The organism is Streptomyces sp. NPDC127119, from assembly GCF_042677425.1.
In the GTDB taxonomy this organism is placed as follows: Bacteria; Actinomycetota; Actinomycetes; order Streptomycetales; family Streptomycetaceae; genus Streptomyces.
The window spans coordinates 132,065-157,444 of record NZ_JBHXTO010000004.1 but is presented as its reverse complement, the minus strand read 5'-3'; the positions used below and the strand labels follow the sequence as shown (position 1 = coordinate 157,444).

Annotated in this window: 25 protein-coding genes and 1 tRNA gene; 19 read left to right on the top strand and 7 right to left on the bottom strand. The window is 71.0% G+C overall.

The genetic code is table 11. The features are described from left to right. Position 1 precedes the first annotated feature (1 nt). Together ACFVH5_RS03740 and ACFVH5_RS03735 are read right to left on the bottom strand one after the other, a co-directional pair. Positions 2-670, bottom strand: a complete 669-nt coding sequence (locus ACFVH5_RS03740; protein WP_385831792.1) for a GNAT family N-acetyltransferase — start codon at positions 668-670, stop codon at positions 2-4. Beyond that, a complete protein-coding gene (locus ACFVH5_RS03735) occupies positions 667-2,919 on the bottom strand; it encodes a penicillin acylase family protein (RefSeq protein ID WP_385831791.1) in 2,253 nt (750 codons plus the stop codon). The genes ACFVH5_RS03740 and ACFVH5_RS03735 overlap by 4 nt, the downstream gene beginning before the upstream one ends. A gap of 79 nt (positions 2,920-2,998) precedes the next feature. Between ACFVH5_RS03735 and ACFVH5_RS03730 the strand changes: the two genes are divergently transcribed. From ACFVH5_RS03730 to ACFVH5_RS03715, 4 genes are all read left to right on the top strand, one after another. Continuing rightward, positions 2,999-3,778 (top strand): siderophore-interacting protein, encoded by a 780-nt coding sequence (locus ACFVH5_RS03730; RefSeq protein ID WP_385831789.1) that lies wholly within the window; start codon positions 2,999-3,001, stop codon positions 3,776-3,778. Between the two features lie 24 nt (positions 3,779-3,802). After that, the gene (locus tag ACFVH5_RS03725) at positions 3,803-4,516 is read left to right on the top strand and encodes an HhH-GPD-type base excision DNA repair protein (RefSeq protein WP_385831787.1); all 714 of its coding nucleotides are present in this window, start codon (positions 3,803-3,805) and stop codon (positions 4,514-4,516) included. A gap of 109 nt (positions 4,517-4,625) precedes the next feature. Beyond that, positions 4,626-5,297, top strand: coding sequence for an HdeD family acid-resistance protein (locus ACFVH5_RS03720; protein ID WP_385831785.1), 672 nt, complete (start codon positions 4,626-4,628; stop codon positions 5,295-5,297). Positions 5,298-5,847: 550 nt separating this feature from the next. Further along, positions 5,848-6,162 carry a hypothetical protein gene (locus ACFVH5_RS03715; protein ID WP_385831783.1) on the top strand — a complete coding sequence of 105 codons (315 nt, stop codon included), beginning with the start codon at positions 5,848-5,850 and terminating at the stop codon, positions 6,160-6,162. 422 nt (positions 6,163-6,584) lie between these two features. Here ACFVH5_RS03715 and ACFVH5_RS03710 read toward each other — a convergent pair whose 3' ends face one another. Further along, positions 6,585-8,351 (bottom strand): helicase HerA-like domain-containing protein, encoded by a 1,767-nt coding sequence (locus ACFVH5_RS03710; protein WP_385831781.1) that lies wholly within the window; start codon positions 8,349-8,351, stop codon positions 6,585-6,587. Positions 8,352-8,532: 181 nt separating this feature from the next. Between ACFVH5_RS03710 and ACFVH5_RS03705 the strand changes: the two genes are divergently transcribed. After that, positions 8,533-8,829, top strand: a complete 297-nt coding sequence (locus ACFVH5_RS03705) for a type II toxin-antitoxin system VapB family antitoxin (protein ID WP_003999914.1) — start codon at positions 8,533-8,535, stop codon at positions 8,827-8,829. Positions 8,830-9,032: 203 nt separating this feature from the next. Beyond that, positions 9,033-9,671, top strand: coding sequence for a LytR C-terminal domain-containing protein (locus ACFVH5_RS03700; RefSeq protein ID WP_384806591.1), 639 nt, complete (start codon positions 9,033-9,035; stop codon positions 9,669-9,671). Positions 9,672-9,766: 95 nt separating this feature from the next. Here ACFVH5_RS03700 and upp read toward each other — a convergent pair whose 3' ends face one another. After that, positions 9,767-10,402, bottom strand: a complete 636-nt coding sequence (gene upp / locus ACFVH5_RS03695) for a uracil phosphoribosyltransferase (RefSeq protein ID WP_107020537.1) — start codon at positions 10,400-10,402, stop codon at positions 9,767-9,769. Positions 10,403-10,553: 151 nt separating this feature from the next. On the opposite strand from upp, the gene ACFVH5_RS03690 reads away from it, so the two are divergent. The 9 genes from ACFVH5_RS03690 to ACFVH5_RS03650 all read left to right on the top strand — a co-directional run bounded on the left by ACFVH5_RS03690 (position 10,554) and on the right by ACFVH5_RS03650 (position 17,315). Further along, positions 10,554-10,736, top strand: a complete 183-nt coding sequence (locus ACFVH5_RS03690; protein ID WP_107020608.1) for a hypothetical protein — start codon at positions 10,554-10,556, stop codon at positions 10,734-10,736. 1,289 nt (positions 10,737-12,025) lie between these two features. Next, a complete protein-coding gene (locus ACFVH5_RS03685) occupies positions 12,026-12,580 on the top strand; it encodes a hypothetical protein (protein WP_385831779.1) in 555 nt (184 codons plus the stop codon). Positions 12,581-12,684: 104 nt separating this feature from the next. Further along, positions 12,685-13,116, top strand: coding sequence for a tRNA adenosine(34) deaminase TadA (gene tadA, locus ACFVH5_RS03680; RefSeq protein WP_385831777.1), 432 nt, complete (start codon positions 12,685-12,687; stop codon positions 13,114-13,116). A gap of 43 nt (positions 13,117-13,159) precedes the next feature. Continuing rightward, positions 13,160-13,244 (top strand) — tRNA-Ser (locus ACFVH5_RS03675). 193 nt (positions 13,245-13,437) lie between these two features. After that, the gene (locus ACFVH5_RS03670; protein ID WP_384806597.1) at positions 13,438-13,617 is read left to right on the top strand and encodes a hypothetical protein; all 180 of its coding nucleotides are present in this window, start codon (positions 13,438-13,440) and stop codon (positions 13,615-13,617) included. A 131-nt stretch (positions 13,618-13,748) separates the two neighbouring features. Further along, a complete protein-coding gene (locus ACFVH5_RS03665; protein WP_385831775.1) occupies positions 13,749-14,042 on the top strand; it encodes a Dabb family protein in 294 nt (97 codons plus the stop codon). 305 nt (positions 14,043-14,347) lie between these two features. Next, a complete protein-coding gene (locus ACFVH5_RS03660) occupies positions 14,348-15,220 on the top strand; it encodes an RNA polymerase sigma factor SigF (RefSeq protein ID WP_384806599.1) in 873 nt (290 codons plus the stop codon). A 245-nt stretch (positions 15,221-15,465) separates the two neighbouring features. After that, positions 15,466-16,365, top strand: coding sequence for an RNA polymerase sigma factor SigF (locus ACFVH5_RS03655; protein ID WP_210881343.1), 900 nt, complete (start codon positions 15,466-15,468; stop codon positions 16,363-16,365). 131 nt (positions 16,366-16,496) lie between these two features. Continuing rightward, positions 16,497-17,315 (top strand): hypothetical protein, encoded by an 819-nt coding sequence (locus ACFVH5_RS03650; protein WP_385831773.1) that lies wholly within the window; start codon positions 16,497-16,499, stop codon positions 17,313-17,315. Positions 17,316-17,352: 37 nt separating this feature from the next. Here ACFVH5_RS03650 and ACFVH5_RS03645 read toward each other — a convergent pair whose 3' ends face one another. Then, positions 17,353-17,550: a hypothetical protein gene (locus tag ACFVH5_RS03645; protein WP_385831771.1), complete on the bottom strand. Its 198-nt coding sequence runs from the start codon at positions 17,548-17,550 to the stop codon at positions 17,353-17,355. Positions 17,551-18,081: 531 nt separating this feature from the next. On the opposite strand from ACFVH5_RS03645, the gene ACFVH5_RS03640 reads away from it, so the two are divergent. The 4 genes from ACFVH5_RS03640 (at position 18,082) to ACFVH5_RS03625 (ending at position 22,701) form a co-directional block, all read left to right on the top strand. Beyond that, positions 18,082-18,597 carry a MarR family winged helix-turn-helix transcriptional regulator gene (locus tag ACFVH5_RS03640; RefSeq protein WP_385831769.1) on the top strand — a complete coding sequence of 172 codons (516 nt, stop codon included), beginning with the start codon at positions 18,082-18,084 and terminating at the stop codon, positions 18,595-18,597. A gap of 23 nt (positions 18,598-18,620) precedes the next feature. Then, entirely contained in the window at positions 18,621-21,227 is a 2,607-nt protein-coding gene (locus ACFVH5_RS03635; protein ID WP_385831767.1) for an MFS transporter, read from the top strand. A 107-nt stretch (positions 21,228-21,334) separates the two neighbouring features. Beyond that, complete coding sequence (locus tag ACFVH5_RS03630; protein ID WP_385831765.1) at positions 21,335-22,159, top strand: YceI family protein; 825 nt, start codon at positions 21,335-21,337, stop codon at positions 22,157-22,159. An 80-nt stretch (positions 22,160-22,239) separates the two neighbouring features. Then, positions 22,240-22,701: a PPOX class F420-dependent oxidoreductase gene (locus tag ACFVH5_RS03625; RefSeq protein ID WP_385831763.1), complete on the top strand. Its 462-nt coding sequence runs from the start codon at positions 22,240-22,242 to the stop codon at positions 22,699-22,701. Positions 22,702-22,889: 188 nt separating this feature from the next. Here ACFVH5_RS03625 and ACFVH5_RS03620 read toward each other — a convergent pair whose 3' ends face one another. Both ACFVH5_RS03620 and ACFVH5_RS03615 read right to left on the bottom strand, forming a co-directional pair. Then, positions 22,890-23,669, bottom strand: a complete 780-nt coding sequence (locus ACFVH5_RS03620; protein WP_385831760.1) for a TetR/AcrR family transcriptional regulator — start codon at positions 23,667-23,669, stop codon at positions 22,890-22,892. Positions 23,670-23,752: 83 nt separating this feature from the next. Next, entirely contained in the window at positions 23,753-25,246 is a 1,494-nt protein-coding gene (locus tag ACFVH5_RS03615) for an MFS transporter (RefSeq protein ID WP_385831759.1), read from the bottom strand. Positions 25,247-25,380 lie beyond the last annotated feature (134 nt).

Here is a 25,380-nt window from a genome sequence, read left to right as displayed (position 1 = left end):
GTCATCGGCCACTCCCCGACCATGCCCCACCGGCGGGCGCGGATGCGCCGTCCCTCACCAGGAAAGCCAGCCGTGCCTTCTTCTCCGGCAGGTGGACCTCCGGGAGGTCGATCTCCGGCAGCACGATCGGCGGGCCGAGCACGAAGCCTTGGCGGACCAGCCGGGCGATCGCCTTGTCGTTGCGGAGATCGGGCTCGACCACGACCCGCGGCCGGTCGAGAACCCGCAGGACGTACGTGGTGAAGGCCCTCAGCAGGGCCGCGCTGTGACCGGGCCGGCCGACACCCCCGGGTGGCGGACCGATCAACAGGTGGACGCCGATGTCGCCGGGCCGCACCTCATAGCACTCGCTGACCCGGTCGGCCTCCGGTTCGTACGTCTGGAAGAGCGCGGCCGGTTCGCCGTCCAGGACGGCGAGGAACGCGTGGTGCGTGTCGAGCGAGCCGAGATGCCGGTAGGTCTCCAGCACCTGCTCCCTGGTGAAACCGCCCATGCCCCAGAAACGGGCCCGTTCGGCCGTCACCCAGGGATGCAGCACGTCCAGGTCGGCCTCAGCGTCCACGGGCACGATACGGACGGTGCCGAGACCTTCGACGGCCTCCTCGTGGACGGCCGCGCGGTCATGAAGGGGCGTGGTCGCGCTCGTGGTCGTGGTCGTGTACGACGTCATGCGTTGTCCTCGTTCTCGCTGTGGAACCGGTCCGGGCGGAGCTGGTTCCAGTCGGTGGTCACGGGGGCCAGTTCTCCGCCGAGCCACAGGGGGAGTTGGTCGCGGTGGTGCGGTGAACCCGGTACGCCCGACGTGCCGAACGGCACCACCCAGAGACTGTCCTCACGTCGTGCCAGGTCCCAGACGTAGCGGGCGGCGGGGCCGCGTGCCGACCGGTCGGTGAGACCCGGCACGGCCGAGGTGCACAGCACGCAGTCGTGATCGCCGGAGAGCCCCGGCTCACTCGCGTCGTACGCGGGGTCCGGCAGCGCACGCCAGGGAGCGAGGCGGTGGGTGTCGCCCCAGACGCCCTCCGGCGGGGCCCCGGCCACCTCCTCCAGGGCCGCCCTGACGACTTCGGCGCGGTCGATCCCGTACAACTCCTTCGCTGTGAGGAGGTTTTCGAGGGCGAAGGCGATGCGGGGGAGGAGTGCGAGCCAGGGGCGGAACACCTCGGGGCAGGGCGGGGGTTCGGTCAGCGGGGCCAGGGCGGGGTGGGCGGCGAGGCGGCGTACGACGGCGCTGCGGACCGCCGCGTAGCCGGCCGCCTCCGTGCTGTCGGTGGCCATGTGGCGGTCCCAGCGCAGGAGTTGGCCGCGCAGAGCTGCGGCTTGGGGGCCGAGGTCTTCGAGGGCGGCGAGGCGGTTCAGCAGCGGGGCCGCGGAGGCGAGATGGGTGTCCATGTGGAGGGCGGCCATGTCGGCGGCCTTCCAGTCGCTCCGCGCGTCGAGGAGGGCGCGCAGGCGGGCGGCCCGGTGCGGCGGCGCGAACTCGACGCCGAGGGGGGTGGCGGGGCCGCGCTGGTTGGCCATGACCGCGATGCCGTCGTCGACCGTGCCGCGCGGCATGGGGGCGTACCAGCCCTGCCACTCGTGGCCGGGCTCCCAGGCCGGGACGATCCGGGTGCCGTTCAGCGGGTCGCGTACCGGCACCCGGCCCGCGACCCGGTGGAGCAGGCCTCCCTCGGTGTCGGCCGCCTGGACGACGTTGACGGGCTCGGCCCAGTCGTCGAGGGCGCGGTCCACGTCGGCGACCCGGCGGGCGCGGAGGAGCGGGAGGAGTGCGCTGAAGCCGAGGTCTTCGGAGACGCGGGGCGGGTGGCGGAGGCTGATGGGGTCACCGCTGGGGTCACCGGTCGGGTTTTCACGCTCGCGACCGACACCGACACCGACACCGACACCGTCGGCATCGGCATCGGCATCGGCATCGGCATCGGCATCGGCATCGGCGTTGATGATGACCGGGCCGCGGGCGGTCTCGATCACCTCGACCTCCACCGGGTCGGCGCCGGCCACTTCGATCAGCTCTGTGTGACGGGCGGCGGGGTGCCACTTCCCGTCCGGGCCCAGCGCCTCGACCAGTTGCCCCGCTCCCGGCCGCCCGTCACCGTCACCGTTTCCGTCTCCGCCTCCGCCTCCGTCTTCGTCGTCGTCTCCGGACCGCCGGAGCCGCTCCCGGTACAGGTCCTGGTAGTCGGCCATCGCGTTGGTGATCGCCCAGGCCACCGTGCCGGTGTGGCCGAAGTGGGCGATGCCGGGGACTCCGGGTACGGCCAGGCCCACGACGTCGAACTCCGGGCAGGCGAGCCGGACTTGCTGGTAGACACCCGGCGCCTCGATGAACCGGTGGGGGTCACCCCCGATGACCGGCAGCCCGGTGGCGGTGCGCTCGCCGGTGACGAGCCAGCCGTTGCTGCCGGAGGTGCCGGGTCCGTCGGTGGCGAACAGACCGACGGCGTCCGGACCGAGACGGCGTACGGCCTCCTCGCGCCACAGCTTGGCCGGGAACCCGGCGAACAGGATGTGCGTGGCCAGCCAGACGCCCAGCGGTGTCCACGGCTCCCACCGGCCCGCCGCGAGCCCGACCGCCCCGAACTCGGGTGCGCGGCGGGCCCCTTCGGGCAGGCCCTGATTGACCCCGTCGACGTACGCCCGGACCCAGGCGGCCGTCTCGGGGTCCCGTCTCTCCAGGGCCGTGAAGCAGCGTCTCGCCGTGTCGTCGAGCAGGGCCTGTCTCGCGAACCGGTCCCAGGGGAGCGCGTCCGCGCCGAGGAACGCGGCCGAGGTACCGCGCGCCCTGTGCCGCTCGACCTCGATCTGCCAGGCGCGGTCGTGGGCCGTGACGAGGCCCTGGACGCGGGCCAGTTCGAAGGCGTCGCCTGCGCGCAGGTGCGGGACGCCCCAGGCATCGCGGTAGATCTCGGCAGTCACCCTGCATTCTCCCATCGAATTTAGGTTAGGCTCACCTAAGTAAGGTGTGTCGGAATCGTACGCGAAGGGTGAAAACGTCATGGGGCAGGGGCACGGCTGGGAGGGCGCGGTCCTCAAACTGTTCCGGGGCAAGGACTTCGCGTTCACGGTCCTGGGCACGGAGGACGTCACCGAGCACTACCGCCGGCTGCACCTCTCCGACGGCGGCATGCTCGCGGCGACCGGGGTGCATCCGACGATGTGGGTACGGCTGTGGTTCGACAACGCGGGCAAGCCGCACCAGCGGGCGTACACCCTCGTGGACCCCGATCCGGCCGCGGGCACCTTCAGTCTGGAGTTCGCGCTGCACGAGGGGTGCGCGAGCGACTGGGCGCGGTCCGCGAAGCCCGGGGACACCATCGAGGCCACGGTCCAGGGCACCGGCTTCACCGAGCCGGACCCGGCCCCGTCCCGGGTGCTGGCGATCGCCGACACCGCCTCGCTCCCCGCCCTCAACTCCCTGCTGGGCGCGGTGGGTACGACACCCGCGACGATCTGGTTCGAGACCGCCGGGAGCGGCGGGAGCAGCGGGAGCAGCGAGAACGGCACGGGCAGGGGTGCCCGGGGCACGGACGGTCTGCCCCTGCGGGTGGACCCGGCGCGCCACGACCTGCGTACGGTCCCCCGGCTCGACCGGGGTGCCCACCTGGTGGCGCAGGTGCGGGCGGCCGTGCCGGAGCTGCTGAAGGAGACCGCCGACCCGTACGTCTGGATCGCCTGCGACACGGCGACGACCCGCTCGCTGGCCGCGTACTTCCGCAAGGAACTGGCCCTGCCGAAGCAGCGGGTGAACGCGCTGGGGTACTGGCGAGCGGCCTGAACCCGTAGGCGCGATGATCGGGGCATGGACGTCACCCTGCATCTCGCCCAGCAGCCCGAGGCCGACGAACTCCTCGGGCGCAGCCCGCTCGCCGCACTCGTCGGCATGCTGCTCGACCAACAGGTCCCGATGGAATGGGCGTTCGCGGGCCCGTACACGATCGCGCGGCGGCTCGGCGGGGACGATCTCGACGCGCACGAGATCGCGGTGTACGAGCCGGAGGCCTTCGCGGCCCTGCTGTCCACGAAACCGGCCGTGCACCGCTACCCGGGCTCGATGGCCAAGCGGATCCAGCAGCTGTGCCAGTACCTCGTGGAGCACTACGACGGGGACGCGGCGAAGGTCTGGGAGAGCGCGGACCCCGGTACGGGCTCGGACGCGGGGGCCGGCGCGCCGACGGGGGCGGAGCTGTTGCGGCGGCTCAAGGAGCTGCCCGGCTTCGGCACCCAGAAGGCGCAGATCTTCCTCGCCCTGCTGGGCAAGCAACTGGGGGTACGCCCGAAGGGCTGGCGCGAGGCCGCGGGTGCGTACGGCGAGGCCAGGTCCTTCCGCTCGGTCGCCGACATCACCGGCCCGGAGTCGCTGACGAAGGTGCGGGCGCACAAGCAGGAGATGAAGGCGGCGGCGAAGGCCGCGGCAGAGACGACCGCGAAGGCGGCGACGACGGCGACGACGAAAACTGTGAAGAGCGCGAAGAACGCGAAGAACGCGAAGGCTGCGAAGACCTCCGGTGAGTGAGGTTGAGGGTCCGTGAGGGTCCGTGAGGGTCCGTAGGGGGCCGGCCGCCGCGTTCAGTCGTTCGGGTGTCACGAGTGGCAGGGGCAGCGGTGCCGACTGAGCATGAGGCATGGCCGAGGTACCGAGTGGCGGCCCCTGGGGGCCTGAATACGACGACAGACGGGCCCACGCGGCCCGCGACCCGCGCCGGACCGGTGATCTCCACGAACCGGACCGGCTCGAAGGTCCCCTCTTCCTGCTCTCCCGCACCGCCTGGCAGGCCGTACTGGCCGCCGGGATCGCCGCGCTCGCGCTCGGCATCATGATGCTGGCGTGGCCGAAGGCGACGCTGCTCGCGGCGGGCGTGCTCTTCGGGCTCTATCTGCTCTTCAGCGGCATGCTCCAGCTGGCCTCCGCCTTCGGCACGCACAAGGCGACCTCCCTGCGGGTGATGGCGTTCATCAGCGGCGCGCTGTCGATCCTGCTGGGCCTGTTCTGCTTCCGCGGCGCGATGCAGTCGATCCTGCTGCTCGGGCTGTGGATCGGCATCGGCTGGCTGTTCCGCGGTGTCACGCACACGCTGGCCGCCGCGTCCGACCCGACCGTGCCCGCCCGGGGCTGGCAGATCCTCCTCGGGATCCTCAGCTTCCTCGCCGGTGTCGTCCTGATCGTCTCCCCCTTCGAGTCGGTGGCCGTGCTCACCGTCGTCGGCGGCGCCTGGCTGCTGGCCCTCGGCGTCACGGAGATCATCACGTCGTTCCAGATGCGCAAGCGGGCCCGAGCCGTACCGCGCACGCTCTGAGCGCGATGGCGTCGTACGCGGCCGGGCCGACCCGGGCCCCGGCACGGCGCCCTAGGTCCTGTCGTCAAATTCCCGGCGTCCGCCCGGAGGGCGGGCCGGGCGGCGTCTGGTGCGTGCTCTCGGTGTGCCGGGCGGAAGTCCGCGTACTGGACGTACTTGGGCTTTCGCCCGGTGCAGCGAGTGGGGGTCCCCCCGGCCGGAGGCTGGGGGAGCGTGCCAGGCGTCGCCCGGCAGGCGGGAATTTGACAACAGGGCCTAGGGCCTGTCTGACCATTCCCGTCTGGCGTCGCCCGGCAGGCGGGAATGGTCAGACAGGCCCTACGCCAAGCGGGCGGTTCTGGTGGTGCGGCCGATGCACCGGGCCCTCCGACCGGGGACATGACTTCTCATGAGCCCCGACCGGAGCCTGAGCCTCGACCGGAGTCCTGACCACAGCCCTGGCCGGAGTCCTGGCCGGAGTGCTGGTCGGACTTCTGGCCGGACTTCTGGCCGACGTCCTGGTCGGTTCGTCGCGCACAGTGCGCGCCGGTCTGCCCGGCAGCGGTTCCTCGTGCTGTTCGCCTCGCTGCTGTGCGCGCTGTGCGCAGTGTGCGCGGCCGGTTCGGCGAGCGGGCACAGCGGGATCCGTACGGCCCCGCCCGCCGCCGTCTCCACCGAGTCCGGGCTCGAACATCCGCACGACATCCTGGACACCGCCTTCCGGTCGGCCGCCCGACAGAGCCACCGCCCCCTGGCGCCCCGGCGCCCGGCGGGACGGTCCGCGCACCGCCCGGCCGCCGTCACCGAACGCCCCCGCTCGCGAGGCCGCGCGCTCCATCACGCCCCCGCCCCGCGCGCCCTGCGCTGCATGGTCCTCCGCTGCTGAGGAGCCCGGCTCCGACCGGACCGCTCCCCCTCCCCAGCAGCACGAGAGGACTCTCTCCATGCCGATGGACCCGTACGCGATCCTGCGCGCCCTGGTGCGCGCCGAATCCCTCCGCAACGCGCCGAAGACGCCCCCTGAAACGGGCCGGGCCGCAGCGAACCCGAACCCGAACCCGAGCCCCAGCCCCAGCCCGAGCTCGAGCCCGAGCCCGAAAGTGAAGCCGACGCCGTCGTCTGCTTCGGCTTCGGCTTCGGCTTCGGCTTCGGCTTCGGCTTCGGAGCAGGTTCCGTTCCGGAATCGCGAGCGCGACTGAATCGACGGGGTCGGCTGAACCGACCGCGGGGGCGGGCCACGACCGGCCCGCCCCCGTTTTCGCCGCCAGGGAAGCGATTCCGGCAGCAGATTCCGGTTAAGGGTTCCGGCTACCGCCTGCGCCGGGCCGTGCCGAAGACCGACCGGGTGATCTCGCGCCCGATCTGCGTCCCCAGGCTGCGGGCCAGCGACTTGAAGACCCCGCTGCCGACGACCTGCTGGACGACGGAGGGGTCCTCCTCGGCCTTCCGGGTGCCACCACGGCCACCACGGCCACCACCCGCACCCTTCTCCGGCTTCGCGCCTGTCTCCGCCTGCGCAGGCGGAGACACAGGCTGAGCCGCCTTCTCGGACGCTCCCGCCTCACCGGCCCGCAGCTTCTCGTACGCCGATTCGCGGTCGACCGCGAGGGCGTAGCGCGCGTGCAGCGGCGACTGTTCGACCGCCCGGTCGAGGACCGTCGGGTCCACCGGGCCCATCAGGGACTCCGGCGCCCGCAGCCGCGTCGCCGCGACCGGCGTCGGGGCGCCCTTCTCGCTGAGGACGGTGACGACGGCCTCCCCGGTGCCGAGGGCGGTGAGGACCTCCTCCAGGTCGTACGGGGAGTCGGGGAAGGTCTTCACCGTGGCCTTGAGCGCCTTCTGGTCGTCGGGGGTGAAGGCGCGCAGCGCGTGCTGGACGCGGTTGCCCAGTTGGGCGAGGACGTCTCCGGGCACGTCCTTGGGGGTCTGCGTGACGAAGAAGATGCCGACCCCTTTCGAGCGAATCAGCCGGACGGTCTGCGTGATGGAGTCAAGGAAGGCTCTGGACGCGTCGTTGAAGAGCAGATGTGCCTCGTCGAAGAAGAAGACGAGTTTCGGCTTGTCGAGGTCACCGACCTCGGGGAGGTCGTGGAAGAGATCGGCGAGGAGCCACATCAGGAACGTCGAGAAGAGCTGCGGTTTGTCCTGCACGGCGGGCAGTTCCAGGACGGAGACCGTGCCCCGGCCGTCCGCCGCCACCTTCAGCAGCTCGTTCGTGTCGAACTCCGGCTCCCCGAAGAACGGGCTCATCCCCTGCGCCTCGAACGCGGTCAGCGAGCGCAGGATCACTCCGGCCGTGGCCGTGGAGAGCCCGCCGATGCCCTTCAGCTCGGGTTTTCCCTCGTCGGAGGTGAGGAAGGTGACGACGGCCCGCAGGTCCTTCAGGTCGACCAGTTCCAGGCCCTTCTGGTCGGCGTAGTGGAAGATCAGGCCGAGCGACTGCTCCTGCGTCTGGTTCAGCCGGAGCACCTTGGAGAGCAGGACCGGGCCGAAACTCGTGACGGTCGCGCGTACGGGGATGCCGTGGCCCATGCCTCCGAGGGCGTAGAACTCGCACGGGTAACCGGCCGGCGTCCACTCCTGGCGTACCTCCGAGGCCCGTGTCCGTACCTTGTCGTTCTCCTGGCCCGGCGCCGAGATCCCGGAGACGTCACCCTTCACATCCGCAAGGAACACCGGCACGCCCTGCGCCGACAGCTGCTCGGCGATGAGCTGCAGGGTCTTGGTCTTGCCGGTGCCGGTGGCTCCGGCCACCAGGCCGTGCCGGTTGAGCATCCCCAGCGGGATCCGGATCTGCGCGTCCGGCAGACACCGTCCGTCCCACAGCAGGGCCCCCAGATCGAGCGCGGCCCCCGGGAAGGCGTACCCGGCGGCGATCTCCTGGGCCTGCGGCGGCAAGGAGGGAGTGTCGGAGGGGGCGGCGGGTACCCCCTCCGTACCGGGCTCAGAGGTTCCGGGCTGAGAAGTCCCGGCCGTACCGGGCTGAGAAGTCCCGGATGTACTGGGCTCGGCCGTACCGGGCTCGGGCGTCCCGGAGCCGGGCGTCCCCGCCCGCCGCGCTTCACTGTCAGTCATTTAAGGCCCCTGTTCCCGGGTTTCCCGAGACCGTTGGACCGTTCTCGGGCCGTTTCCTAACGGATCATGAACGGGTGATCTGGGAGAATTACCGGTTTGCCCATATTTACGACGTCATTTCCAGCGTCGCACTCCGGCGCCATGGCTGCGCCCGGAAGCTCTTGGCCGGTAGGCTTTCCGTGTGATCTTCAAGCGCATCGGAAACGGACGGCCGTACCCCGACCACGGCCGGGAAAGCACCCGGCAGTGGGCGGATGTCGCGCCGCGCCCGGTCCGCCTCGATCAGCTGGTGACGACCAAGGGCCAGCTCGACCTGGAAACGCTGCTCGCCGAGGACTCCACGTTCTACGGCGACCTCTTCGCACACGTCGTGAAGTGGCAGGGCGACCTGTACCTGGAGGACGGCCTGCACCGCGCCGTCCGCGCCGCACTCCAACAGCGCCAGGTGCTCCACGCCCGCGTCCTCGAACTGGACTGAGTCCCTCCCTCGCCCGGCCCGGCTCACCCCTGGGTGGCCGACGGCTGCCCGGGGAGCCCTCTCGGCCCGCGTGTGCACCGACCCGTCCGGGGTCGGTCCCTGCCTGGCCACCCCCTGCCCGGGTTGGCCCTTTTGGGTTGGACTGAACCCCGGTCAATGATCATCTAGTAGGCATCGTCGCTTCGGCGCACTACGCTGCGCCCATGAGCATGCTCACTCCCCCTGGCATGGGCGGCCAGTACCGGATCACGGGGGACAAGTACCCACGGATGCGCAGAAACCGGGGGCGCCGCAGGATCGTGCTCGCGGTCGCCGCCTCCGTCACCGCACTCGGACTGGCCGGCTGGGGGACCCTGCAGCTCATCGACGTCTTCACGGGCGGCGGCGACAAGGCGTCCGCGGCGGGGTCGGCACCGGGCTGCAAGACGTCGCCCTCGCCCTCCGCGAGCCCCTTCAAGGCCCCGCCCGAGCCCGGCAGGATCACCGTGAACGTCCTCAACGCCACGGACCGCAAGGGCCTCGCCAAGGACACCGCGGACGCGCTGAAGAAGCGCGGCTTCAAGATCGGCGAGGTGGGCAACGCGACGAAGGCGTACGACAAGAAGGTCGACGGGACCGGGATCGTGCTCGGTGCGAAGGCGGCCACCGACGCGGCGCTTCCCGTCGTCGCGACCCAGCTCGCCGGTGCCGAGCTGAAGACCGACACCCGGGCCAGGGCCGTGGAGGTCGACCTGATCCTCGGCAAGGCCTACAAGGCCCTGACGACGAAAGAGGACGCCGACAAGGCGCTGACCGCTCTGGCCAGGCCCGAACCGGCGCCCTCGACGAAGAAGGACTGCTGAAGCAGGACTGCTGAGGAAGAGCTGCTGAAGAAGGACCGGTGAGGACCGCCGAAGACGGCGGTCCGGTCGGTCCGGTCGGTACGGTTGTACGGCCGCTATTCGGCCGCGCCGTACATACGGTCGCCCGCGTCGCCCAGGCCCGGGACGATGTAGCCGTGCTCGTTCAGGCGCTCGTCGACCGACGCGGTCACGACCGTCACCGGGGCGCCCGCGAGGTCGCGCTCCATGACCTCGACGCCCTCGGGGGCGGCGAGCAGGACCACGGCCGTCACGTCGTCGGCGCCGCGCTTGATCAGCTCCTGGATCGCCGCGACGAGGGTGCCACCGGTGGCCAGCATCGGGTCCAGGACGTACACCTGGCGCCCGGAGAGGTCCTCGGGCATACGGGTCGCGTACGTGGACGCCTGGAGCGTCTCCTCGTCGCGGATCATGCCGAGGAAACCCACCTCGGCGGTCGGCAGCAGGCGCACCATCCCGTCGAGCATGCCGAGGCCGGCGCGCAGGATCGGTACGACGAGGGGGCGCGGGTAGGACAGCTTGACGCCCGTGGTGGCGGACACCGGGGTCTCGATGTCGACCTGCTCGGTGCGCACGTCCCGCGTGGCCTCGTAGGCGAGCAGGGTGACCAGCTCGTCGGCGAGCCGACGGAAGGTCGGGGAGTCGGTGCGGCGGTCGCGCAGCGTGGTGAGCTTATGAGCGACCAGGGGGTGGTCGACGACGTGGAGACGCATGTCCACCAGGGTATCCGGGCCCGTCCAGGGCGCCCGTCGCCCGTCGCCACCTGCTTCGAGAACACTTCGCCGATGCCACCGCGCAAACCTCCGCTGGCATCAAACCGCCCGTCGGGGGGAAAGTGGGAGTGACCGACTGGGGGTGTTGCGGATGCCGGACCCGGAGCGACAGAACCGGGAAGACCTGGAGAGCGACGCCCAGCGCCGCAGGCGCAGGGCCCAGTTCCTGCGGGAACTCACGGAGGCCCGCGAACTGCGCGACAGGGTGCAGCCACGCCGCGCGAAAACGGCCCGCCTGCGCCACGCCATGCGCATGCGCACGTTCCGCTGGTAGCGACACCAGGACCAGCCCGCGGCCTGCGGTGACGGGCCGGGCACCCCACCGCGGTGCGGCCACGGCCGGGGCACCAGCACGGCCCGCCATCGCGGGCAGCCGGGGGCCTGACACCGGCGGGGCTGGCAGCCGCAGGCCCCCGGGGGCCCACCGCTGACACCTTGGGCCGAGAGCCGGCACGGCCGCCAACCGTGAGCCGATCGCCGCGCCGAACAACAGCGTGCGGGCGCCCGCTCTCCCGCCCGGAAAGCGCAGGAGTGCGGGCGCCCACTCTCCCGCCCGGAAAGCGCAGGCCGGGAGCGTCACGGCCGGCTGCCGCCCGGTCGGTGCCGGCGCTTCTGGCAACCGCAAGCCAGTGCCGGCACGGACGGACGGCAGCCGAGACCTGGGGCCCGACCGGCGGGCAGCCGCCGGCCATACGCCACTCGGCCGACGACCATGGGCAGGAAGCCCAACCGCCGACCGCCAGGCTGCTGCTGCCGAGCACAGCCGATAGCCGCAGGCAGGATGCCCCGGCGTCGAGCGACAGCCGCGGGAGGTGCCCACATCGCCGTGCAGTCGCAAGCCGGCAGCCGACACGGTCGAGCGGCCACAGGCTGCGGTCGAGCACCGCAGCCCCCGTGGCCGGGTGCGCCGCCACAGGCATCCCCGCACGGATGCACCACCGCCATGCAGCCGCAGGCCGGACGCCGACACCGCCACGCAGCCGCAGGCCGCACGCCGGACGCCGACGCGGCCGTGCTGCCGCAGTGCAGCCGCCGACCACGGGCCAACCCCGGCCGGTGGCCGCAGGACGAGTGCCGCGCTGGCGGTAGTCGTGGCCCGGTGCCTCGGCCGCATGTGGCCCTGGGCGGTTGCCCAGCGCCGGGCAACCGCAGCCTCCCTGGCCCCAGGCCCCTTGACCCACTGCCCCCAGAGGCCGGCCCGCCCGGCGAAGTGCGTCCGACCGGCCCCCTGTCAGCCCCCCCGACCCGCCCGTTGGGGCATCGTGGTGCGACCCGCCGGGCAGTGCTCGGGGCAGGCGCGTATGTAGTCGGGGGTCGGCGGCGTACGATCCCGCTGTCGGTGGGCGCCGGGCGCCCAGGTGAGGCCATGCGGTGGCGTGACGCACGCGCCACGCGACCGGGCGTGGGAACGCGACCGGGACACAGCGAGCCGAAGACCTCTCCTGAACGCTCTGTTTCTGCCACGATTCCGAGTGGGCGGGGCTCGGAGCACGTATCCCCCGCCCACAACCTCCGCCGGGGGGACCCCCAACCGGCACGCCTAGGACCAGTGGGAGAGTCACGGTGTACTTCGCCGCACTGCTCGCGCGCACCGAAGACGGGTGGGAAGCGAGCGACACAGAGCTCGACGATGTGGAGACCCTGTCGGATCTAGCCGACCTGGCCCGCGAAGCCTCGGTCGACGACGACACGGTGCTCGTCTTCATCGAGCAGGAGGACGCGTGGTTCGGAGTCGTCCGCGTGGACGGCGAGGAGGACCCTCGCATCTACGTCTCGGACGGCGCGGCCGCGGCCCGCAGTTCGTACGGCGAGATCCTGCTCACGGACGAACTGCTCGGACGGGAGCCCGGCGACGACGATGTCGCCGACCTGGACTCCCTCGACCTCGACGGCACGGAGGACGGTGAACCCGAGGACGAGGCCGACGACAACGAAGAGGACGACGTCGGCACCACCTCCAAGGGGGAGACCGTGCCGTCCGGACCCATCGGAGACCGCGAGGTCCTCACCGATCTCGGTGTGAACGAGAAGGAGTTGCTGGCCCTGGACAGCACCGACGCACTCGGCGAGATCGCCGAGGTCCTCGGGGCGGCAGAGGTCCTGGAGACCGTCCGCTGACTCCGTCGAACACGCAAGAGGAACAGGACCCCGCCGACGGTCCCGTTCCCGTTCCCGTACAAGATCCGGCACAAGATCCCGTACGCGACCGCTGGCGGCCCGCGATGCGGCTCGCCCTGGAGCAGGCCGGACTCGCGGGCCGCGGCGAGGACGTACCCGTCGGCGCCGTGGTGCTGGCCCCGGACGGCACGACGGTGCTCGCCACCGGGCACAACGAGCGTGAGGCGGCCGGTGACCCGACCGCCCACGCCGAGGTGCTGGCGATCCGCCGGGCCGCCGCGAGGACCGGGGAGTGGCGGCTCACCGGCTGCACGCTCGTCGTCACCCTCGAACCCTGCACGATGTGCGCCGGCGCGCTCGTCCAGTCCCGCGTGGACCGGGTCGTCTACGGCGCCCGGGACGAGAAGGCGGGCGCGGCCGGCTCCCTCTGGGACGTCGTACGCGACCGCCGGCTCAACCACCGGCCCGAAGTGATCGCCGGAGTGCTCGACGAGGAGTGCGCCCGGCTGCTCACGGAGTTCTTCAGGAGCCGCTGAACCGATTTCCGAGCACGGCCCATCGTGGGCTAGGATCTCTCTCGGTAGCGTGTCCGAGCGGCCGAAGGAGCTCGCCTCGAAAGCGAGTGTGGCGCAAGTCACCGAGGGTTCAAATCCCTCCGCTACCGCAGATAGATGAAGGGCCCGGTCCAGTGGACCGGGCCCTTCGTGCTGCCCTGCCCCGCCCCATTGAAAGATCGTCAGATCAACTGCCCGGGGTTACACTCGCCGCCGACACCAGGGGTCCCGCCAGGCACAACGGCCGCAGGGACACAGGCGGCAGGTAGCGGGCACAGACAGCAGGCACACGGGGAGGCCGCGATGGCGGTGAATTCGAAGAAGATCGCCGTCTACGTAGTCGTGGTCTTCGCGCTGTACGTGATCATCACCGACCCTGAAGGAGCGGCGGACTACGTCCAGATAGGCTTCGAGGGCATCTCGAACGCCGCTCAGTCCGTCGGTGACTTCATGACCTGGATCGCCGACGGGGCCAAGGACTAGGCGGGGCCAAGGACTGGCGGCCACACCATCGCCGCCCCCCACCCTCCACTTCGTATCCCCGTATCCCCGTATCCCCGTATCCCTGTTCCCTGTTCCCTGTTCCCTGTTCCCTGTTCGTCCTGGGAGTGCATGTGATCCGCCACCTGGTCCTCTTCAAGCTCAACGAAGGTGTCGAGCGGGACGAGCCCCGTGTCGTCGAGGGCGTCGCCGCCTTCCGTGCGCTCGGCGGGTCGATTCCCGAACTGCAGTTCTGGGAGTGCGACTGGAACATCACCGACCGGCCCATCGCGTACGACTTCGCGATCAACTCGGCGGTCGAGGACATGGACGCCCTCAAGCGGTACCTGGAGCACCCCGCTCACCAGGCCGGCGTCGCGCTGTGGCGCGAGTTCGCCACGTGGGTGATCGCCGACTACGCGTTCTGAGCCGCGACACCGCTCGGCACAGCACAGCACAACACAGCACGACATCGGCCGGGCACCGGCTCGGCACAGCGCGGTCCGCACGGAACACCGGCCCCTCGCCCGAACGGCGGGGGGTTCTTTCATGCCTTTTTCAGACCGCCGGACCCGGAGCCGGGCTCAACACGGAGTGATGAGGTGCTTGCACACAGTGCACATGTCTTGTGATGCTATGACCGCTTTTGACCGATGAGTTGACGCATGTGTCTGACGGACGTCGTTCGGACTTGTGTTTTCACGGGTTGACGGACCCAGAGGTGGAGTTGACCGTGCCGGCCAGTACCGCGCCTCAAGCACCAGCACCTCCCCAGCAGAAGCCGCAGGCCCTCGAACGGCTCGACGAGCCGGGCGATTCCCCGGACCAGAGCCCGCAGCGGCGCCGCGGGGCCGACACCCGGGCCCTCACCCAGGTCCTCTTCGGAGAGCTCAAGAACCTGGAGCCCGGCACCCCCGAGCACGGCCGCGTGCGGGCCGCGCTGATCGAGGCGAACCTCCCGCTCGTGCGGTACGCCGCCGCCCGCTTCCGGTCCCGCAACGAGCCCATGGAGGACGTCGTCCAGGTCGGGACCATCGGGCTGATCAACGCCATCGACCGCTTCGACCCCGACCGGGGCGTGCAGTTCCCGACGTTCGCGATGCCCACCGTCATCGGCGAGATCAAGCGGTACTTCCGCGACAACGTCCGCACGGTCCACGTACCGCGCCGGCTGCACGAGCTGTGGGTGCAGGTGAACAGCGCCACCGAGGACCTCACGACGGGCTTCGGGCGCACGCCCACGACCGCCGAGATCGCCGAGCGGCTGCGCATCACCGAGGACGAGGTGCTGGCCTGCATCGAGGCCGGCCGCTCGTACCACGCGACCTCCCTGGAGGCCGCCCAGGAGGGCGACGGGCTGCCGGGGCTGCTCGACCGGCTCGGTTTCGAGGACCCCGCACTGGACGGTGTGGAGCACCGCGACCTCGTACGGCACCTGCTCGTCCAACTGCCCGAGCGCGAACAGCGCATCCTTCTGCTGCGTTACTACAGCAATCTGACGCAGTCACAGATCAGCGCCGAACTGGGTGTCTCGCAGATGCATGTGTCAAGACTCCTCGCCCGTAGCTTCGCTCGGCTTCGATCCGCAAACAGGATCGAGGCGTAGCTCCGGGGAGCGAATCGCTTCCAAGGCCTTTTCCCGTCATTTCTGCGGTGAAAAACCGTCAGACCCCCCTTTTCCAGGGCCTATTCACCCCTCTTGTGTCGACATGTCACTACAGCGTGTTGCCGACATGTGACATTCTTCCGGTGACGCGTTTGCCGCAGCCCCGCCTCCGGTATTCAGGTGGAGGCTGCGTTCCTTCGACGGGAGCGTTCCGCCGCGACCGTCCGCGACCCAAAGGGGGTGGCATGTCCGCAGACCAGGGCAGCTCGAAGGTGCTCACGCTCACGAAGAGCGAATCCGCGCCAGACGTGCTTCACAGTGTCGTTGTCGAGGTTCCGGCCATCCCGGCCGCGGAAGCCCCGGCCTTCCCCCCGACCCCGGAAGTGATCGACACCCGCACTCTGTCCCGCTCCCTGTTCCTGCGGCTCGCCGCGCTGGACGAGAACAGCCCCGAGCGCGGCTACGTGCGGGACACCCTCATCGAACTCAACCTCCCGCTGGTGCGTTACGCGGCCGCCCGGTTCCGGTCGCGCAACGAACCGATGGAGGACATCGTCCAGGTCGGCACGATCGGCCTGATCAAGGCGATCGACCGCTTCGACTGCGAACGGGGCGTGGAGTTCCCGACGTTCGCGATGCCGACGGTCGTGGGTGAGATCAAGCGCTTCTTCCGGGACACCTCGTGGTCGGTGCGCGTCCCGCGTCGGCTCCAGGAGCTGCGGCTCGCGCTGACCAAGGCCAGCGACGAGCTGTCGCAGAAGCTGGACCGCTCGCCGACCGTCGCCGAACTCGCCGTCGTACTGGGCGTGTCCGAGGAGGACGTGGTCGACGGCCTGGCGGTGGGCAACGCCTACACGGCGTCGTCCCTCGACTCCCCGGCCCCCGAGGACGACGGCGGCGAGGGCTCGCTCGCGGACCGCCTCGGCTACGAGGACACGGCCCTTGAGGGCGTCGAGTACCGCGAGTCCCTGAAGCCCCTGCTGGCCAAACTCCCGCCCCGCGAACGGCGGATCATCATGCTCCGCTTCTTCGCCAACATGACGCAGTCGCAGATCGGCGAGGAGGTCGGCATCTCACAGATGCACGTCTCCCGGCTGCTCACGCGGACGCTGTCCCAGCTGCGGGAAGGCCTCATCTCCGACTGAGCCACCGCCCAGGACCCCGCCGAGGGGTTCATAATTGACGGGTCGTCAGCCACACTGGCGCGATGCGTCGACGGGTGGGACAGCAGTCGATACGTGGTCGCCGAGGGGCCCTTGGGGGTGCCTCGGCGGCTGTGGTCTGTCTGGGAGCGGTGACGCTGGTCGCCTGCGGCAGCGGCATCGGTATCGGTGGTGGCGGAGGCGACGGTGACGGGTACGTCGCCGTGCAGCGCCCCTCGTCGCCCGCGAAGGCCGTCGCGCCCACGGGAGACGTGGAGTTGGTGCCGCTGGAGAGCGGATCCGCGGCCAAGGGCGGTGCGGGGCAACCGGGTTCGGAGTCGGGCGGTGGCAGCAGCCGGTCGGGCGCGGACACGGGCGCCGGCACGGACACGGGCACCGGCTCGGGCGGGAGCGGCGCGGGCTCGTCCTCGGCCGGCACGTCCGGCTCGTCCGGCGCACACGACAGCGGTCGTACGGGCCCGGCCTCGGGCGGCGGGGACGGCTCGGGCGATACGGGTGGTACGGCCGACGCGGGTGGTACCGGTGGTGCCGGTGGTGCCGGTGGTGCCGGTGGTACGAGCAACGCCGGGGGCGGTGACGGGAGTTCGGGGGCCGGGGCCACGTCCGGTGCGGGCGCGCCCGCCGGGCCCGCCGTGCTGGTCGTCGGTGAGCCCGAGCGGGAGCCCGCCGACAAGCGATGGTGCGAGAAGGTCACCGTCGGGTTCCGCAACACCGGGGGCACCGCGGTGCGTTCGGGCACCGTGACCTTCGGGACGCACGTCATCGGCGCACTCGGGATCGACTGGGCGACCGTCGAGTCGGCCGAACGACTGCCCGTGCCGATCGCTCCGGGCAGCCGGACGGAGAAGACCTGGACGGTGTGCGTCGACGCCTGGCGCGTACCTCTCGGCATGCATGTCGAGACGCGGGACGTGTCCGTCCGGTGGGAGTAGGGCGCCCTGCGGCGCCCCCCGCCCTCTTGAAGTGCGGTTACTTGAGTGCGAGCCAGGCGACCACGGCGACGACCGCGACGGCCACGATCACACCGACGATCAGGCCGACCCGGGGACCCCGGGTGGTGGCCACCTGCTGCTGCTGGCGGCTCTGCGGGTCGTCGACGAACGCTCGGAACATCTGGGTGCTACCCGCGGGGTCGTAGTTGCCCTCGGGGCCCTGGGTGTTTGCCATGCGCGTGACCCTATCGGGTGCGTTCGGTGGCCCCAAGTTTTGGGGCCGTCTATCTGGTGCGCACCGCCCCAGGTGCTTCGCCCCCCGGACCCCCGGACCCCCGTAGCGGCCTGGCGGCCTCTATCGGCCTCGCGGCCTCGTCCTCAAACGCCGGACGGGCTGAAGAGGGCGGCCCGCCCCGGCCACCGAGCAGCGGACCGGCCGATGGCCGCCGCCTCGGACGCCGAGCGGGCCGGGCTGCGACCGAGCGACCGACCGCCCCGGACATCGAGCCTGCCGAGTGAGGGCCGCCACCTCAGGCATCGGGCGGGCCGGGTGAGGGCCGCCACTCAGGCGTCGAGCAGGCCCACCGGCCACCGGAGGCGGCCCCGGGGCCCCAGGGCCCCGGAAAACCGCCTGAGCTGCGAGTTTACGTTCGCCAATACTTGCCTTTGCCAAGGTTTTAGGCCGCGGGGTGCCATTTCGTTTGCCTGCAGCAACCAACAGTATTTATGGTTGCCTCAAGCAACAAAAGAACATGAGGGAGGTGCGATGGCCGCTCGACGGCAGTACGAGGAGCTGGCCCAGCAGCTGAGCGCCATCGGTGCCGTGAAGCGGGGGCTGGGGCGGATCCTCCCGCACGAGTGCCCGGCGGGCTCCGCCGCGGTGCTCACACTGCTCGACCGGCACGGCGAGATGCGGATGAGCCGTCTCGCCGAGCTGATGGCCATCGACATGTCGGTGACCAGCCGGCATGTCGCACACGTCGCCGAGCACGGCTGGATCGACCGGTCCCCCGACCCCGCCGACAAGCGCTCCCGCATCCTGCGGCTCACCCCCGCCGGACGCGACATGCTCGCCGATCTCTCCGAGCGCTACATGAACGCGCTCGCCCACTACCTGGCGGACTGGTCCGACGACGAGGTCGACCAGCTCAACACCCTGCTCGGCCGACTGCGCGCCAGCTTCGGTGACTGCCGGGCCCTGCCGCCCGTACCGGCCTCCTCGGCCGTACCGGCCGTGCCCGCCGCAGCGCCCGCCGAGCGGACCACCCGTACACCCGTATGACGCAACACAAGAAAAGGAAGCCCATGGCAACGACCACACCAGCCGGTGTGCGGGGCTCACACGCCAAGCACGGAGGCGCCCCCGACGGCGCTCCGATGACGCACCGGCAGATCATGGAAGCCCTCTCCGGGCTCCTGCTCGGCATGTTCGTCGCGATCCTGTCGTCGACGATCGTCTCCAACGCACTGCCCGAGATCATCGGTGACCTGGGCGGCGGCCAGTCCGCGTACACCTGGGTCGTCACCGCCGCCCTGCTGTCGATGACCGCGACCACGCCCCTGTGGGGCAAGCTCGCGGACCTGTACAGCAAGAAGGCGCTCGTCCAGATAGCCCTCGTCGTCTACGTCCTGGGATCGGCCGCCGCCGGTCTGTCGCAGAACGCGGGCATGCTGATCGCCTGCCGCGTGGTCCAGGGCATCGGCGTGGGCGGTCTGTCCGCCCTCGCGCAGATCGTCATGGCCGCGATGATCTCCCCGCGTGAGCGCGGCCGGTACTCCGGCTACCTCGGAGCCACGTTCGCCGTCGCGACCGTCGGCGGCCCGCTGCTCGGCGGTGTCATCACCGACACCAGCTGGCTCGGCTGGCGCTGGTGCTTCTACGTCGGTGTCCCCTTCGCGATCATCGCGCTGATCGTCCTCCAGAAGACCCTGCACCTGCCCGTCGTGAAGCGGGACGTGAAGGTCGACTGGGCCGGCGCGTTCTTCATCTCCGCCGCGGTCTCGCTGCTGCTCCTGTGGGTCACCTTCGCGGGCGACAAGTACGAGTGGGTGTCGTGGCAGACGTACGCGATGGTCGGTGGTTCGATCGCGCTCGGACTGCTCTTCGTGTTCATCGAGTCGAAGGCCAAGGAACCGATCATCCCGCTGCGGCTCTTCCGCAACCGGACCATCGCGCTCTCCTCCCTCGCCTCGCTCTTCGTCGGTGTCGCGATGTTCTCCGGCACCGTGTTCTTCAGCCAGTACTTCCAGCTGGCGCGGGACGAGTCGCCCACCATGTCCGGTGTGCTGACGATCCCGATGATCGGTGGTCTGTTCGTCTCCTCCACCGTCTCCGGTCAGATCATCACCAAGACCGGCAAGTGGAAGGCGTGGCTGGTCGGCGGTGGCGTGCTCATCACGGCGGGCCTCGGTCTGCTGGGCACCATCCGCTACGACACGGACTACTGGAAGACCGCGATCTTCATGGCGCTGCTGGGTCTCGGCATCGGCATGATGATGCAGAACCTGGTGCTCTCCACGCAGAACCAGGTGGCGCCCCAGGACCTCGGCGCGGCCAGCTCCACGGTGACCTTCTTCCGTTCCCTCGGTGGCGCGATGGGCGTCTCGGCGCTCGGCGCGGTGATGGCCAACCGCATCACCGACTACGTCAAGGACGGCCTCACCGGCATCGACCCCAAGTACGCCGCCGCGGCGAGCCATTCGACCGGCAGCATCCCGGACATGGACTCGCTGCCCGCGCCGCTGCGCACGGTCATGGAGAGCGCGTACGGGCACGGCATCGCGGACGTCTTCCTGATCGCGGCCGTTCTGGCCCTGCTGGCCTTCCTCGTCACGCTGTTCATCAAGGAGGTCCCGCTGCGCACCTCGGGCGGGCTGGCGCAGGCCGCCGAGGCCCAGGCGGAGGTCACGGCGGTCGCCGAGGCCGCCCCGGCCACGGGCTCCCCGGCCGACTCCCCCGCGGGGGCCGGCCCGGCCGGCGTCCTCCCGGACGGGACCGACGAGCGTGTACCGAGCTGGGCCGTCGCGGACACCGGCACCGGTCAGGGCCCTGAGCAGGAGGGGCCCGCGGGCACCCAGCGGCTCTCGGCCGTCGCCACCCTGGCGGCCGGTACCGACTCCGCCGCGAGTGCCGGTTCCGGCTCCGGTTCCGGCGGGGTGCCGGTCCACGGGTTCGTACGCGGCGCCGAGAGCGCGCCCGTGCCCCGGGCCGCCGTCACGCTGATCTCCCTCGCGGGCCGTCAGCTGGGCCGCTCGGTCGCCCAGGCCGACGGCGGATACGCCGTGGACGCGCCCGGCACGGGTTCGTACGTGCTGATCGCCTCCGCGGACGGCTTCCAGCCGCAGGCCTCCACGGTCGTCGTGAACGGTGAGCCGCTCGCGTACGACATCCTGCTGAGCGGCACGAGCGGGCTCGCCGGTGCGGTGAAGGCCGCCGGGACCGGGCAGCCGGTCGTGGGCGCGATGGTCATCGTGACCGATGTGCGCGGTGACGTGCTGGCCACCGGGACCACCGGTGAGCAGGGCGAGTTCACCTTCGCCGAGCTGGTGCCCGGTGCCGTGACCGTCGCGGTGAACGCCGCCGGACACCGCCCCCGTGCCCTGCCCGTCGAGGTCGGCGGCACCGGGGTCACCCGGGTCGAGGTCGAACTGACCGCCGGAGCGCAGCTCCAGGGCGTGGTGCACGCACCCGCCGGTCCGCTGGGCGACGCGCGGGTCACGCTCGTCGACGCGGCGGGCAACGTGGTCGGCACCGCCACCACCGGGGTGGACGGGGCGTACGCCTTCGCCGACCTGGACGGCGGCGAGTACACCGTCATCGCGACCGGCTACCCGCCGGTGGCCACGGCCCTGACCGTGAGCGGCGGCGGCGTGGACGGCCACGACATCAAGCTCGCCCACCCCGGCGAGTAGTCACAGGACCACCCGAAGAAGCAGTGGTTGAAGACCCCGGCCCGTGGGGCGCGTCCCGAGCGGAGGCGCGCCCCGCGGGCCGGATCCACGAGATGAGGTTGTGAGCAATGGGACTGACCGCGCGGATCCGTACGCGGGACGGCTGGGCCGTGTCGCACGCGGTCGTCACCGTGACCGACATGACGGGCGCCCAGGTGGTGCGTGCCGAGGCCGACGAGGAGGGCGCCGTGCGGGACGCGGTCGTGCTCGTGCCCGGCGCGTACACGGTGATCGTCACGGCCGTCGGGTACGCGCCCGTCGCGTCGAGCGCCATCGTCACGGCGAGCGGCCGGGCCGAGATCGGCACCGTGACGCTCGCCCGCCAGGGCGGCACCGAGCTGCCGCCGCCCGGCCCGTGGACGGTGGACCCGGCCCACTCCTCCGTGGGCGCCGTCGCCCAGCACCTGGGGATCTCCAGCGTGCACGGCCGGTTCACGCAGTTCGCCGGGGCGATCGAGATCGCCCCGGACGAGGTCGCCAAGTCCCGGGTGGAGGCGGTGATCCGGGCCGACTCGATCGACACGGGCAACGCCATGCGCGACGGGCATCTGAAGTCGCCGGACTTCCTGGACGTGGAGCGCCACCCGGAGATCAGGTTCGTCTCGACGGGTCTGACCCCGGCCACCGGCAGCGACCGCTGGACGGTCCACGGCGACCTGACCCTGCACGGGGTCGTACGCCCGGTCGACCTCGACCTCGCCTACCTCGGCACCGGCGCCGACCCCTGGGGCGGCACCCGTGCGGCCTTCCGCGCCACCACGGAACTGCGCCGCGAGGACTTCGCGATGAACTACAACCAGGTCGTCCAGGCGGGCATCGCGGCGATCGGCACCACGCTGAAGGTGGAACTGGACATCCAGGCCGTACAGGGCGAGACGCTCCCGCAGGTATAGCCCGCAGACACAGCCAGAGACCTGGACGTAGGCACGGCAGGGTCAGCCTGGGCGGGCGGTTGTACGCCTAGGCTGCCCCCATGGCACCGAACATCGCTACGAACACCTCCGTATCGTCGGCCGAGCTGCTCGACTTCGTACGTCCCCGTCATCGCGCCATCCTGCTGACCCGCAGGGCCGACGGGAGCCCGCAGGGGTCGCCCCTGACCTGCGGAGTCGACGACTCGGGCCGCATCGTCGTCTCCACCTACCCGGAGCGCGCCAAGACCCGCAACGCCAAGCGCGACGAGCGGGTCAGCCTGATCGTCCTGAGCGACGAGTGGAACGGCCCCTGGGTCCAGATCGACGGCACGGCCGAGGTGATCGACTCCCCCGACTCGGTGGAACCCCTGGTCGAGTACTTCCGCAACATCTCGGGCGAACACCCGGACTGGGCGGAATACCGGGAGGCCATGCTCAAGCAGGGCAAGTCGATCATCCGCATCACCCCGGAGAAGTGGGGCCCGGTAGCAACAGGCGGTTTCCCGGCAAGACTGGCCTAGCCCGACCATTTCAGGGGCGCGGGGAACGGCGCAATCTTTTGCTTTTGCCCTTAGGGGCGCGGGGAACGGCGCAATCTTTGACCTCCCCCCAGGGCCGCGGGGAACGGCGCAGCCTTTTGCTCTTAGGGGCGCGGGGAACGGCGCAGTCTTTTCGTCGTGAGGGGGTCGCGGGCAACAAACCCGCACCCCTACCCCTCACCCCCGCGGAGCACCACCGTCTCGATCCCCACGATCACCAGATCCAGCGCGAACCCGAAGTCCCGCTCATACATCTCCTCCACCGTGCTCCCCCCACGCGCCCGCATGATCTCCGTGCTCTCCTCCAGCACGTCATCGAGCTCGGGCGCCCCCCGCAACGTACTCAGCGCCTGTTGGAAGTACGCGTCGGGACTCATCCCCGCCTCCGCGGACCGCGCGGTGAAGTGCCCCTCGATCGTGCCGAACCCGTACACGAACTGGAAGACGGCCGAGATGGCCCCGGCCAGCCGGTGCGTGGGCAGCCCGGTCCTGCGGATCACCCGCTGCACGGTCCGCGAGAAGGCGACCGACCTGGGCCCGATGTTGAGGAACGTCCCGGCGAGCGGCGAGGCCCAGGGATGCCGTACGAGCAGCGCCCGGTAGCCGGAGGCGATCGCGCGGAGCTGGTCCCGCCAGTCCTCGTCCGCCTCGGGATCGGGCAGTTCCAGTTCCCCGTAGATCGCGTCGAGCGCGAGCTCAAGAAGGTCGTCCTTCGTGTCCACGTACCAGTAGACGGACATCGCGGTCACATTCAGCTCGGCGGCCAGCCGTCGCATGGAGAACTTGGCCAGCCCGTCCGCGTCGAGCAGCCGTACCGTCGCCCCGGTGATCCGGTCCCGGTCGAGCGACGCCGGCTGGCCGCCCCGGGCGCCACCGCCTCGCGGGGCCTTGCCCTCCAACCACACGCTGGTCCGTGCCGGGCGCTCGGCCCGGTCGACTGCCCTCACCATGGCGCACCTTCCTCGACACTTCCGCACCGGGACGCCTCGGACCGTCGAGGTCCGCCCCAGTCCTGATTTCTACCGGGCGGCCCTCACATCGGTACCGCCGCCACCGCGGAGTCTGCCCTCTCGGCCCGCCGAAGCAACGCGGCGGCCAGCAGTCCGCCGAGGAGCACGGCCACCGCGCCCACCAGCTGGCTGGTCTCCAGGCCCGACGCGAACCCGTCCGTGATCCGCGCGCGCTCGTCCGCCGAGTCCGCGGCGGCGAGCGTCGCCGGGAGGGAGGCCGCGGCGAACGGGATCAGCGCGGCGAAGCGGGCGTTGAGGACCGCGCCGAGGACGGCGACGCCGAGGCCGTTGCCGAACTCGGCCAGCGTGCCGTTGATCCCCGCGCCCACGCCCGCCTTCTCCGGCGGGATCGCGCTCATGATGGCGTGTGCCATGGCGGGGTTGGCGACCGCGCAGCCCGCGCCGATGAGCAGCAGGCCGAGCAGGGTGCCGGTGTACCCGATCGACGCGAGGGTCGCGATCGACACCAGGCCGCCGGACATCAGCACCATGCCGAGGGCGATGGAGACGGGTGTGCCGAGTCTCGCGGTGAACTTCGCCGACAGGCCGGTGAAGTTGAGGGCCACCACGGTCAGGGCGAGCGGCGCCGTCCGCAGACCGGCTTCCAGGGGCCCGTATCCGAGGACGAACTGGAGGTGCTGGGTCAGCAGGAAGAGCGCGCCGCCCATGCCGAAGGTGATCAGCACGGCACCGGCGACGGCCCCCGTGAAGCGCCGGTTCCGGAAGAAGTGCAGGTCCAGCATGGGGTACGGGATGCGGCTCTCCCAGTGGGCGAAGAGGGCCAGTACGAGCAGTGCCAGGGCCGCCGTGGTGAGGACGCGGGCGGAGGTCCAGCCGTGTTCCGGGCCCGAGATGATCGCGTACACGAGGGCGGTCATGCCGATCGTGGAGAGCAGGGCGCCGAGGAGGTCGGGGCGGTCGCCGCGCGGGTTCTTCGACTCCGGTACGAGGCTGATCACGGCGGCGAGTGCCAGGGCCACCACCGGCAGGTTGATCAGGAAGATCGCGCCCCACCAGTAGTGGTCGAGCATGAACCCGCCGAGCAGGGGTCCGGTCGCGAAGCCGAGGGCGTTGACGGCGCTCCAGATGCCGATGGCCTTCGGCTGCTCGTCGGGCGCGAAGATCTGCATCGCGACGGCGAGCGTGGTGGTGAGCAGCAGCGCGCCGCCGACGCCCATGCCCGCGCGGGCGGCGATCAACTGCCCGGTGGTGTCGGCGAGTCCGGCGACCAGGGAGCCCATGCCGAACAGGACGAGGCCCGCGACCAGCATCTTCTTGCGGCCGTAGCGGTCGGCCGCGCTGCCCGCGCTGAGCAGCAGTCCCGACTGCACCAGCGAGTACGCGTTGATCATCCACTGGATGTCGGAGGTGCCGGCGCCCAGTTCCTCGGTGAGGGTGGGGATCGCGACGTTCAGCACGGTGTTGTCGAGCAGCACGGTGAGCTGGGCGAGGCAGATCACACCGAGGATCAGCCACCGCTGGGGGTGGCCCGGCGGATGGCCTGGGGAAGTTGACATGCCATACACCGTAGAACACGCCTTATACGGCGTACAACAACTTAAAAAGCGGTGGTCCGGGCGCGTGTTAGCCCGGACCACCGCCTTCGGTCAAACCGGCTTCGGTCAAACCGTCTTCTGCGAAACCGCCTTCG